The organism is Pseudomonas sp. FP2254, assembly GCF_030687695.1.
GTDB lineage: Bacteria > Pseudomonadota > Gammaproteobacteria > Pseudomonadales > Pseudomonadaceae > Aquipseudomonas > Aquipseudomonas quebecensis.
Genome location: NZ_CP117444.1, coordinates 846678 through 858127, shown reverse-complemented (window position 1 = coordinate 858127; position 11450 = coordinate 846678). Strand labels below are relative to the sequence as shown.

The 11450-nt window shown below is 60.3% G+C and carries 11 protein-coding genes and 4 tRNA genes; 5 read left to right on the top strand and 10 right to left on the bottom strand.

Annotation, left to right across the window (positions count from 1 at the left end; translation table 11 throughout):
- Positions 1 to 60: 60 nt before the first annotated feature.
- A complete protein-coding gene (locus PSH94_RS03790) occupies positions 61 to 750 on the bottom strand; it encodes an energy-coupling factor ABC transporter permease (RefSeq protein WP_181079637.1) in 690 nt (229 codons plus the stop codon).
- Positions 751 to 923: 173 nt separating this feature from the next.
- On the opposite strand from PSH94_RS03790, the gene PSH94_RS03785 reads away from it, so the two are divergent.
- The 3 genes from PSH94_RS03785 to PSH94_RS03775 are packed head-to-tail and all read left to right on the top strand — an operon-like array spanning position 924 to position 3137.
- A complete protein-coding gene (locus tag PSH94_RS03785) occupies positions 924 to 1553 on the top strand; it encodes a DUF1780 domain-containing protein (RefSeq protein ID WP_181079636.1) in 630 nt (209 codons plus the stop codon).
- 51 nt (positions 1554 to 1604) lie between these two features.
- A complete protein-coding gene (locus PSH94_RS03780; protein WP_181079635.1) occupies positions 1605 to 1778 on the top strand; it encodes a DUF3094 family protein in 174 nt (57 codons plus the stop codon).
- A 60-nt stretch (positions 1779 to 1838) separates the two neighbouring features.
- Positions 1839 to 3137 (top strand): NAD(P)/FAD-dependent oxidoreductase, encoded by a 1299-nt coding sequence (locus PSH94_RS03775; RefSeq protein ID WP_181079634.1) that lies wholly within the window; start codon positions 1839 to 1841, stop codon positions 3135 to 3137.
- 112 nt (positions 3138 to 3249) lie between these two features.
- Here the strand turns inward: PSH94_RS03775 and PSH94_RS03770 are convergent.
- The 7 genes from PSH94_RS03770 to rluD all read right to left on the bottom strand — a co-directional run bounded on the left by PSH94_RS03770 (position 3250) and on the right by rluD (position 8345).
- Positions 3250 to 3326 (bottom strand) — tRNA-Pro (locus PSH94_RS03770).
- 94 nt (positions 3327 to 3420) lie between these two features.
- Positions 3421 to 3496, bottom strand: a tRNA-Lys gene (locus tag PSH94_RS03765).
- A gap of 5 nt (positions 3497 to 3501) precedes the next feature.
- A tRNA-Pro gene (locus tag PSH94_RS03760) sits at positions 3502 to 3578 on the bottom strand.
- 9 nt (positions 3579 to 3587) lie between these two features.
- Positions 3588 to 3663: transfer RNA gene (locus PSH94_RS03755), tRNA-Asn, on the bottom strand.
- A gap of 301 nt (positions 3664 to 3964) precedes the next feature.
- Positions 3965 to 6529 (bottom strand): ATP-dependent chaperone ClpB, encoded by a 2565-nt coding sequence (gene clpB, locus PSH94_RS03750; protein WP_305436524.1) that lies wholly within the window; start codon positions 6527 to 6529, stop codon positions 3965 to 3967.
- A gap of 131 nt (positions 6530 to 6660) precedes the next feature.
- Positions 6661 to 7386: a peptidoglycan editing factor PgeF gene (pgeF, locus tag PSH94_RS03745; RefSeq protein WP_253510418.1), complete on the bottom strand. Its 726-nt coding sequence runs from the start codon at positions 7384 to 7386 to the stop codon at positions 6661 to 6663.
- Entirely contained in the window at positions 7383 to 8345 is a 963-nt protein-coding gene (gene rluD / locus PSH94_RS03740) for a 23S rRNA pseudouridine(1911/1915/1917) synthase RluD (RefSeq protein WP_024073341.1), read from the bottom strand. The genes pgeF and rluD overlap by 4 nt, the downstream gene beginning before the upstream one ends.
- Before the next feature lie 149 nt (positions 8346 to 8494).
- Between rluD and PSH94_RS03735 the strand changes: the two genes are divergently transcribed.
- Positions 8495 to 9520 carry an outer membrane protein assembly factor BamD gene (locus PSH94_RS03735; protein WP_169867962.1) on the top strand — a complete coding sequence of 342 codons (1026 nt, stop codon included), beginning with the start codon at positions 8495 to 8497 and terminating at the stop codon, positions 9518 to 9520.
- Positions 9521 to 9647: 127 nt separating this feature from the next.
- Positions 9648 to 9881: a PP0621 family protein gene (locus tag PSH94_RS03730; protein WP_181079631.1), complete on the top strand. Its 234-nt coding sequence runs from the start codon at positions 9648 to 9650 to the stop codon at positions 9879 to 9881.
- On the opposite strand, the gene thiO is transcribed toward PSH94_RS03730, so the two are convergent.
- Both thiO and PSH94_RS03720 read right to left on the bottom strand, forming a co-directional pair.
- A complete protein-coding gene (gene thiO, locus PSH94_RS03725) occupies positions 9868 to 10977 on the bottom strand; it encodes a glycine oxidase ThiO (protein ID WP_305436521.1) in 1110 nt (369 codons plus the stop codon). The genes PSH94_RS03730 and thiO overlap by 14 nt on opposite strands.
- A gap of 62 nt (positions 10978 to 11039) precedes the next feature.
- Positions 11040 to 11441, bottom strand: coding sequence for a type IV pilin protein (locus PSH94_RS03720; RefSeq protein WP_305436519.1), 402 nt, complete (start codon positions 11439 to 11441; stop codon positions 11040 to 11042).
- Positions 11442 to 11450: the final 9 nt, after the last annotated feature.

The window sequence follows — 11450 nt, the reverse complement described above, 5'->3', positions numbered from 1 at the left end:
GCACTCCTGGAAAATTTCGCAGAGCATGGGCCTGCCTTGGCGCGCGCGGTTTGACCTGGATCAACGCAGCGAATCGTCGTCCTTCCAGGGCGCTGAGAGGTAGCGTGTGCGATTGAACGTCTCCAGCCATTCCGGACAAAACACTACCAGCGCACTGACGACCATGCCGTTGATAAAGGCTTCCGGAAAGATGATCAGCCACAGATAACCAATGAAATCCTCCAACCATTCCGGCATGGCGAAAAGCCCATCGAACCACAGCAACCCCAGCCCCAGCAGCAGGCACGCCAACGCCGAGAGCGCAGCAGCCAGAAAACCGGAACAGAAGATGTACACAAAGGGATTGCGTGGCTGCGCACGCTCCACCCTTAGCGCGACGCCTTCTGTGATCAGTACCGGCAGCACCATCAACAGCAGGCCATTGACGCCGATTGCGGCCAGGTCCTGGCGCCCGAGCAGTACCAGGCCCAATTGCGCGGCAACACCGCCGACAATCGCCAGTGGCCAGTCCAGCAGCAGCGTCACAGCCGTCATGCCGATGAAGTGGTAGGAAACCCCGGTGTCGAAATCGCGCCGAACCAGCCACAACATGAACAGCGCGAACACCGTCCCGAACAACAAATGCTGACGCCGTCGGTCGGCCAACAACTCGACCCACGGCGAGCGCAGTACCGCCCATGCCACCACTGGCGCAAACAACAGCCAACCGACAGCGAGGGTCTGCGGTGCCAGCACCGCGGCGCCGATCATGGCCTCACCTGCCCCATGGCCGGGAGACACGCGATCGTAAGATTGTAGGAAAGCCCTCCGAAACCCCTCACCGCTCACTCCTCGTACTGGCTTGATTGCAGGAGATCTCAGTCTACACCGAGCTTTTGCGGCGGGACTTCCTGCGGTCATCATTTGGACGCTAAGCTGCACCTATGGATGACTCAGATTACTTGCGCCTGCTCACCGTAGCGGCCGAACAAGCCAATGCGTTCCTATCCAATGCCCGCAAATGGGAGCGTGAGCGTTGGGTATGCCAGCGCCTGCTGCAAGGCCTGAATGTGCCCTACCGCGCCGAGGAGTTTCACCCTGCAGGGCAAGAGCCGCCGGACGTGTTGTTTCGCGATGCCAGCTTCGAGGTGTTTTTCGTGCTGGATGAGGGCCGACGACTGAACGACGAATGGCGCGATGAGTTGCTACGTCGACGCAGCGCGTTTTCCCTGAGTCAGCTGGTACGTCGCGAGGCCAAGCCGCGCCGCATTCCGGCGCATGAATTCCTGATGCGCCTGGCGCCTACGTTGCGCAAGAAGGCACATAACTACAAAGAACGCGGGATGGACCTGGGCGAACTGGATCTTGTCGCCTTCGCGAGCCTCAAACGTGAGGTGCTCGACCTCAACAGTCACTTCCCACCGCCAACCGAGTACCTGCGCCAGGGCTGGCGCTCGCTGTCGCTGGTGGGGCCGACGTTTGCCAGGGTGTTGTTCGCCCATCCGGACGCGCCGGATTTCTTGCGCAACAACCTGGGCCGCAGCATAGTGTTCGACGTGGGCATCAGCCTCTGAGCCCTGCTGTAACGTGGCGCCCCTTTGCAACGTCTACCTGACGAGGCCTTTATGACCAGCCGCCTGAAACCCGAAGACCAACAGCGTGTCGAAGAGTACCTGCAACTCTCCCAGAACAGAGTCGAGCGCAAGCCTTTCAGGCCCTGGCTGCTCCTTTGTGTGGTGCTGGTGGCCGTGATCGGGCTTGGTCTGCTGAGCCGCCTGTTGAGTTACCTCACGCTATGAGCTGCCTGGCGCTCGCGGGGGTAACTGCTCCGATTTCTTTTAGCCTTGCGAGATATCCCCATGACCCATCGTATTATTATCGTCGGCGGCGGCGCCGGCGGCCTGGAGTTGGCTACCCGCCTGGGTAAGACTCTGGGCAAGCGCGGCACCGCCAGCATCACGCTGGTCGACACCAACCTGACCCATATCTGGAAACCTCTGCTTCATGAGGTGGCTGCCGGATCCTTGAACTCTTCGGAAGACGAACTCAATTATGTCGCCCAGGCGAAATGGAACCACTTCGAGTTCCAGCTGGGGCGCATGAGCGGGCTCGATCGCGAGCAGAAAAAAATCCAACTGGCCGCGACCCTCGACGAGGAAGGCCGCGAACTGGTGCCTGCGCGCGTGCTGGGCTACGACAGCCTGGTGATCGCTGTCGGCAGCACCACCAACGATTTCGGCACCGAGGGCGCAGCACAGCACTGCCTGTTCCTCGATACCCGCAAACAGGCCGAGCGCTTTCACCAGCAATTGCTAAACCACTACCTGCGCGCCCATGCCGGGCAAACCGACGTGGTAGAAAAAATCAGTGTCGCCATCGTCGGCGCCGGCGCGACCGGCGTTGAACTGGCTGCCGAGCTGCATAACGCCGCTCATGAGCTGGCGGCCTATGGGCTGGACCGGATCAAGCCGGAAAACATGCACATCACGCTGATCGAAGCCGGCCCGCGGGTATTGCCCGCCCTGCCGGAACGCATCGGCGCGCCGGTACATAAAACCCTGGAGAAACTGGGGGTGACGGTGCTGACGAATTCGGCGGTCAGCGAAGTGACAGCCGATGCGCTGATCACCAGCAGCGGTCAGGTGATTCCGGCCAGCCTGAAGGTATGGGCCGCCGGTATCCGCGCGCCGGGCTTCCTCAAGGACATCGACGGCCTGGAAACCAACCGCATCAACCAGTTGCAGGTGCTGCCGACGCTGCAAACCACCCGCGACGATAATATTTTCGCCTTTGGTGACTGCGCCGCGTGCCCGCAACCAGGCACCGACCGAAACGTGCCGCCACGCGCCCAGGCCGCGCATCAGCAGGCTTCGCTGTTGGCGAAGTCGCTCAAGCTACGGATCGAAGGCAAGGCGTTGCCGTCGTACAAATACACTGACTACGGGTCGTTAATCTCGCTGTCGCGATTCTCGGCGGTGGGCAACCTGATGGGCAACCTGACTGGCAGTGTCATGCTGGAGGGCTGGCTGGCGCGGATGTTCTACGTGTCGCTGTACCGCATGCACCAGATGGCGTTGTACGGCGTGTTTCGTACGGCAATGCTGATGCTGGGCAGCCGGATTGGACGCGGGACGGAGCCGAGGCTCAAGCTGCACTGACAGTAGGGTCTGGAGGGGCTTGTTCGATGTGAGAGTAAGCCCCCTCTTGCATAGTCATAGTTTTCGCGCGCAAAAAAAATCCCCGTATCTTTCGATACGAGGATTTTTAATATGGTCGGGGTAGGGGGATTCGAACTCCCGACATCCTGCTCCCAAAGCAGGCGCGCTACCGGACTGCGCTATACCCCGGTAATAAAAAGGCGACCTTTCAGTCGCCTTCTTCGATCAGTGCTTTTGGCCTCTGATCTTAAGATCTGATCCCAGCGCTAACTGGTTTCAAAAATGGTGGGTCGTGTGGGATTCGAACCTACGACCAATTGGTTAAAAGCCAACTGCTCTACCAACTGAGCTAACGACCCAAATATGGTCGGGGTAGGGGGATTCGAACTCCCGACATCCTGCTCCCAAAGCAGGCGCGCTACCGGACTGCGCTATACCCCGATTTGAAGTTGGCTCCGTGACCAGGACTCGAACCTGGGACCCAATGATTAACAGTCATTTGCTCTACCGACTGAGCTATCACGGAACTTAGCACTTCAAACGTACAACTTACTGCTTTTTTACTTCCTCTTCGACCCTTGCGTATCGCTACGTTCGTGTCTCTGAGGCGCGCTATTCTACAATCTTAAAAACCCCTGTCAACCCTTTAAATTGCTTTTAAGACAATGATTTGCGCTTGTTTCTGATTTCCTCTTGGGGAGAAGAAACCCGTGGGCTGACGTTGCTGCGGGGCGCACTTTACAAGCCTTTGCCTTACAGTTCAACGCCCTAGCGAAAAAAAAGGCCCCGCAATGCGGGGCCTTCCCTTCTCAACCGGCGACCAGGCCTCAGTGGAACACGATTTCGTCGTTTTCCACGCTGGCCGTGACGCTGGTCCCCGGCATGAAACTGCCCGAGAGGATCAACTGCGCCAGCGGGTTTTCGATCCAGCGCTGGATCGCACGTTTCAGAGGCCGTGCGCCATACACCGGGTCGTAGCCCACTGCGATCAGCTTGTCCAACGCTTCGCTGCTCAAGTCCAGAGACAGCTCGCGCTCGGCCAGGCGACCACGCAGGCGACCCAACTGAATCTCGGTGATGCCTGCGATCTGATCCCGCGCCAAGGGCTCGAAGATCACCACTTCATCGACCCGGTTGATAAATTCCGGGCGGAAGTGTGAGGTCAACGCATCCATCACCGCCGCGCGTTGCGCCTCGCGATCGCCGACCAGTTCCTGGATCTGTGTCGAGCCCAGGTTGGACGTCATCACGATCACCGTGTTGCGGAAATCCACCGTACGCCCATGGCTGTCGGTCAAACGGCCATCCTCCAGCACCTGCAGCAGGATGTTGAACACATCCGGGTGGGCCTTCTCGACCTCATCCAGCAGGATGACCGAGTAAGGCTTGCGCCGCACAGCTTCGGTCAGGTAACCGCCCTCTTCGTAGCCCACATAGCCTGGTGGCGCACCGATCAAGCGCGCGACCGAGTGCTTCTCCATGAATTCGGACATATCGATCCGCACCATGGCCTCTTCGGTATCGAAGAGGAACTCAGCCAGGGCCTTGCACAGCTCGGTCTTACCCACACCGGTCGGGCCGAGGAACATGAACGAGCCGCTTGGACGGTTCGGGTCGGACAACCCCGCACGCGAACGCCGCACCGCGTTGGACACCGCCACCACCGCCTCTTCCTGGCCGATAACGCGCTGATGCAACAGGCTTTCCATTTTCATCAGCTTGTCGCGCTCGCCTTCCAGCATCTTCGACACAGGAATGCCGGTCCACTTGGAGACGACCTCGGCAATTTCTTCCTCGGTCACTTTGCTGCGCAACAACTGGTTCTCGCTATGGCCATGCTGGTCGACCATCTGCAGGCTGCGCTCCAGGTCGGGGATAACCCCGTACTGCAACTCGGCCATGCGGTTCAGGTCGCCTTTACGGCGCGCCGCTTCCAGTTCCTGGCGGGACTGCTCGATCTTTTGCTGGATCTGCGCAGAGCCCTGCACTTCGGCTTTCTCCGAGGTCCAGATTTCTTCGAGGTCCGAGTACTCACGCTCCAGGCGCACGATTTCTTCCTGGAGTTTTTCCAGGCGTTTCTTCGCCGCGTCGTCCTCTTCCTTCTTGAGGGCCTGGGATTCGACCTTCAGTTGAATCAAGCGCCGATCCAGACGGTCGAGCACTTCCGGCTTGGAGTCGATCTCCATACGAATACGGCTGGCCGCTTCGTCGATCAAGTCAATCGCCTTGTCGGGCAACTGGCGGTCCGTGATATAGCGATGGCTCAATTTGGCCGCCGCTATAATCGCGCCATCGGTAATCGCCACCTTGTGGTGAACCTCATAACGCTCTTTCAGGCCACGCAAAATCGCGATCGTGTCTTCTTCGCTCGGCTCTTCCACCAGCACTTTCTGGAAGCGCCGCTCAAGGGCCGCATCCTTTTCTATGTACTGGCGGTACTCGTTGAGCGTCGTGGCGCCCACGCAGTGCAATTCGCCGCGGGCCAATGCCGGCTTGAGCATATTGCCCGCATCCATGGAGCCCTCGCCTTTACCGGCGCCGACCATGGTGTGCAGTTCGTCGATAAACAGAATGATCTGCCCTTCCTGCTTGGATAGCTCGTTCAGCAGGGATTTGAGGCGTTCTTCGAACTCACCGCGAAACTTGGCACCGGCAATCAGCGCCCCCATGTCCAGGGACAACAGGCGCTTGCCTTTGAGGCCGTCCGGCACTTCACCATTGATGATGCGCTGGGCCAGCCCCTCGGCAATCGCGGTTTTACCCACGCCAGGTTCACCGATCAGCACCGGGTTGTTCTTGGTGCGACGCTGCAGGACCTGGATGGTGCGCCGAATTTCGTCGTCACGACCGATCACCGGGTCGAGCTTGCCGTCTTCGGCGCGCTTGGTCAGGTCGACGGTGTATCTGTCCAGGGCTTGGCGCGACTCCTCATGATTAGGGTCGTTTACCGCATCGCCGCCGCGCAGGTTGTTGATGGCATTTTCCAGGGCTTTCTTGCTGACACCCTGGCCCAGCAACAACTTGCCCAGTTTGCTGTTCTCATCCATCGCGGCGAGCAGCACCAGTTCACTGGAGATGAACTGGTCACCTTTTTGCTGAGCCAGACGATCGGCCTGGTTCAACAGGCGCGCCAGGTCCTGGGACATGTTCACGTCGCCCGTCGGGTTCTGGATTTTCGGCAGTTGGTCGAGCTCTTTGCTCAACTCCTTGCGCAGGCTGTTGACGTCAAAGCCCACCTGCATCAGCAAGGGCTTGATGGAACCACCTTGCTGTTCCAGGAGCGCCTGCATCAAGTGCGCAGGCTCAATGGCCGGGTGGTCGAGGCCCACCGCCAAGGATTGAGAGTCCGATAAGGCCAACTGCAATTTGCTGGTTAAACGATCAATACGCATTAGTCACCTTCCTTTTGAGCAGGCCGGATCTATAAACACATCCTGAATGAAGAAACCTGTCAGATACCCTTATAGATGTGGTCGATTCTGGGAGATTCAAGCAGCCGGCAGTTGACGTAGATCAGGAGAGTCTAGCGCTCAAGCCAGATAAGGGAGGCGAATCGACCCGTACGAGGACTGCGGCGATAAGAGAAGAAGCGCGGATCGGTGACGGTGCACAAACCGCCACCATAGACCGCCTTGATTCCCCGCACAGCCAGGCGCAGGCGCGCGAGTTGATAGATGTCGGCCATGAACTTGCCGGGATTGCGGCTCGGCGTGAACGCCTGGGCGGTCGCCGGCAGTTGTTGCATGAACACTTCACGCACCTCCGGCCCGACTTCAAACGCCTGCGGGCCAATCGCCGGGCCCAGCCAGACCAATACATCGGCAGGCTCGACGCACAGGCTATCGACCGTCGCCTCCAGCACGCCGGCCGCCAGGCCGCGCCAACCGGCATGGGCGGCGGCCACGCGCGTTCCGGCGCGGTTACAGAACAGGGCCGGCAGACAATCGGCGGTCATTGATGTGCACGCGATACCTGGCGTGCCGGTCCAACTGGCGTCGGCCTCGACAGTACGGCCGGGATCGGCTTCGACCACGTTCACGCCGTGGACCTGACGCAGCCAGGCTGGCTGGATATCGAAGGTTTGGGAGAGACGCCGGCGATTTTCCAGGACCGCCTCCAGGCTGTCCTCGACATGATCGCCCAGATTGAGGCTGTCGAACGGCGCCAGACTGACGCCGCCCGCACGGGTGGTGACGCAGGCCTTGACCTGAGCCGGCGCGGGCCAGTCAGGCATCAGCCAGTCATTCATCCGATAAATGCCTCGCGGTCCTGCTTGAGCAGCGACAGCAACCACACCAGATCGTCCGGCAGCGGCGATTCCCAGCTCATGCGCTTACCGCTCGTCGGATGATCCAGTTCCAGGAACCGTGCATGCAGCGCCTGACGAGGGAAGGACTTGAGCGATTCAACCATGGTCGCGCTGGCCGCCGGCGGAATGCGGAAGCGACCGCCGTAGGCAGGATCACCGACCAACGGGAAGTTGATATGCGCCATATGCACACGAATCTGGTGGGTACGACCGGTTTCCAGCTTGACCCGCACGTGGGTGTGGGAACGGAAACGCTCCAGCACACGGTAGTGGCTCACGGCCTGCTTACCACCTTCCATCACCGCCATACGCTGGCGCTGCTGGCCGTGGCGGCCGATAGGGGCGTTGATCTTGCCACCGGCCACCACCACGCCGATCACGATGCACTCGTAGATCCGGCTGACGCTGCGACTCTGCAACTGGGTGACCAATTGAGTCTGGGCCTGGATGGTCTTGGCGACCACCATCAAACCGGTGGTGTCCTTGTCCAGTCGGTGCACGATGCCGCAGCGCGGCACATTGATGATGTCCGGTACGTGGTGCAGCAGGGCATTGAGCAAAGTGCCATCAGCGTGCCCGGCCGCCGGGTGTACCACCAGGCCTGCGGGTTTGTTGATGACCAGGATGTCGTCGTCTTCATAGACGATATCCAGCTCGATGTCCTGGGCGACCCACTCTCCCTGGGCTTCCTGCTCGGCAGTCAGCTCAAGAATCGCGCCGCCATGGACTATGTCTCGCGGGCGGATAACCGCTCCATCCACAGTCAGGCGGCCGTCTTTGATCCAGGCGGAAAGGCGCGAGCGCGAGTGCTCAGCGAATAATTGTGCGGCGACTTGATCGAGGCGTTGGCCGCCCAATTCGGACGGCACCTCTGCGCGAAGTTCAATTTTATCGGACATGCTCAGACTAGGCGTGGCACAGCCTTTGGTTTCGGCTGCGCGCTTGTGGTTAAATACGGCGTCTTTTGCCCCGAGGCTTTCAACGGGGCGCTCATCATAACAGGACGGCCCCGCCCAAGACAGCGGCCGTCATAGGGACGCAAGCCGCCATGCAAGTGAAACACCTGCTGCTGATCGCCATCCTCGCCATGACTGCTGCTTGCTCGTCAACAAAGGAAGTCGTCGACGAAAACCTGAGCGAAGTCGAGCTGTACCAACAGGCTCAGAAAGACTTGGACAATAATAGCTACACCAGCGCCACAGCCAAGCTGAAGGCACTGGAGTCGCGCTATCCGTTCGGGCGCTACGCTGACCAGGCCCAACTCGAGCTGATCTACGCCAACTACAAGAACGCCGAGCCGGAAGCCGCCAAGTCCGCCGCCGAGCGTTTCATCCGTCTGCACCCGCAGCACCCGAACGTGGACTACGCCTACTACATGAAGGGCCTGACCTCGTTCGACCAGGACGTGGGCCTGCTGGCGCGCTTCCTGCCGCTGGACATGACCAAGCGCGACCCCGGCGCGGCGCGCGACTCATACAACGAGTTCGCCCAACTGACCAGCCGTTACCCCAACAGCCGCTACGCGCCGGACGCCAAGCAGCGCATGATCTACCTGCGCAACCTGTTGGCGTCCTACGAGATCCATGTCGCTCACTACTACCTGACCCGTCAGGCGTACGTCGCTGCCGCCAACCGCGGCCGCTATGTGGTGGAGAACTTCCAGGAAACCCCATCCGTGGGTGATGGCCTGGCTGTGATGACCGAGGCCTACCAGCGCCTGCACCTGGATGAACTGGCCACTACCAGCCTTGAAACCCTCAAGCTTAACTATCCGGATCATCCGAGCCTGAAGGACGGCCAGTTCGTGCCCCAGGTTGCCGAAGCCGACAATCGCTCGTGGCTGAGCAAGTACACCCTGGGCCTGATCGAATCCCGTCCACCGCTGCCGCCGGGCGAAACCCGCGCCAACCAGGATGTGATCAAGCAGTTCCAGGACGCCAAGGACGCCATTCCTTCGGACCTCAAGCCCCACGACGAGAACGGCGACGTGATCGAAGAGGAAGAACCGCAGGCCCTGGGCAACAACCAGGACCGCTCGTGGTTCAGCTACATGACCTTCGGCGTCTTCGACTGACCCGTCGGCGTAAGGCAAAAAAGGGAGCTCTTCGGAGCTCCCTTTTTCATGGGCCGGCATTATTGCTCTGTGCGCTTGCCACGTCCTTGGCTAAACTGGCGCATTCCCTGTAGAGAAACTGCCCATCATGCTTCGTCTTCTGTTCTGGATCGCCGTCATTGCTGCCGCAGTATGGTTCTGGCGCAAGTTCAAAAGCCCGGCCGCCAGGCAGCAGCGCGCCAGCGAGCCGAATGCAGCGCTGATGGTGCGCTGCGCCCACTGCGGCGTGCATGTGCCGCAGGATCGAGCCCTGAGCCTGCGCCAGGAGTGGTATTGCACCCAAGCGCACCTGGAACAGGGGCCGAAGTCTATCCAGCGTTGAGCCGGCCTTCGGGTGCATAAGGCGCCGGGTCGATAATCGGCGTTCGCCCCAGCAACAAGTCGGTAAATAGCTGGCAGGAGGCTGGCGCCAACACCAGGCCATTGCGGTAATGCCCGCAGTTGAGCCACAGCCCCTCGAAATTCGGAACCTGGCCAATAAAGGGAATGCCTTCCGGCGAGCCGGGCCGCAAGCCGGCCCAGTGCCCTACCACTTCAGCGTCCGCCAGCGCGGGGATCAGCTCGACGGCGGAAGCTTTAAGGCTTTGCAGCGCAGTGTCGGTAGGCGCCTTATTAAAGCCTTCGTGTTCCAGGGTACTGCCAATGAGAATATGCCCATCCCGTCGCGGAATTGCATAACGGCCCTTGGCCAGGACCATGCAGGACAGGAAGTCCGAAGCACACTTGTACAGAATCATCTGGCCCTTGACCGGCTCAACCGGCAGCGACAAGCCCAACGTACCCAGCAGTTCCCCGCTCCATGCCCCGGCCGCCAGTACTACCGTATCCCCAAGGATCGGACCATCAGCTGTATTAACACCCACTACGCGACCATGCTCCACGACAAAACCGGCAACCTCGCAGTGTTCGCGAACCGTCACGCCAGGCAACGCCAGCAGTGCGGCCTTGAGGGATTTGACCAGGCGCGGGTTACGCACGTTGGCCACATCGGCCATGTACAGCGCCTGGGAATACCCGTCGCCCAACACGGGGACGGCATCATGGGCGGCCGATACATCCACCTTGCTCAGCGGGCGCCCCTCCCGCGCGGCCCAGGCCAGGGCCTCAGCCTCGTCGTCCAGATCGAGCCAGTACAAGCCGGTGACGTGAACCTGCGGGTCGACGCCCGTCGCGTCAAACAGGCGTTCGGCCAATTGCGGGTAGAAATCCTGCGACCAATGGGCCAACGCCGTGACCGCCGGGCTGTAGCGCCACGGATACAGCGGCGAAACAATGCCGCCGCCTGCCCATGAAGACTCCTGCCCTACGCCGGCGCGCTCCAGCAGCACCACCGCCTGGCCCTGGTTCGCCAGGTTGAACGCCGTCAACAAGCCGATGACTCCGCCACCGACAATCACTACCCGCTGTTGCTTAGCCATCATTTGATCCAGCCGATAAATAGGAACAAGCGCACCCGGCGCCCAATCATCCAGCATTTGCATCATTGCCCCCAGCACGCCTGGCGCGACATCTCCGGCTGCGCACCTGGATTGCTCCTCGCGCCGGTGCTGGTCAGGCTGAATTCGCCGCAAGCGTCGCCGACCATGAGCGAGTCAGCCCCAGGCGTAGCCAGCAGATGGAAATCCTGAGGGTTCAATACGACGGTGATTCTATAGCGATCATTACCGGCACTGACGCCGCCTGCATCAATAAAAGTGCCGTTCCTGGTATAAAAACGCTCCAGCTCGTGTGCCTGCTCAGTCAGTAAGGCGACGATCTGCGCACGGTAGGCTTTTCTCACATGGCCGGTGTAACCGGGGTAAGCAATCCCGGCCAGCAGCGCGATGAGCACCACGCCGACCAGCAGCTCAATCAGGGTAAAACCTCGGCTTTCCTTGCCCATTGCATTTGC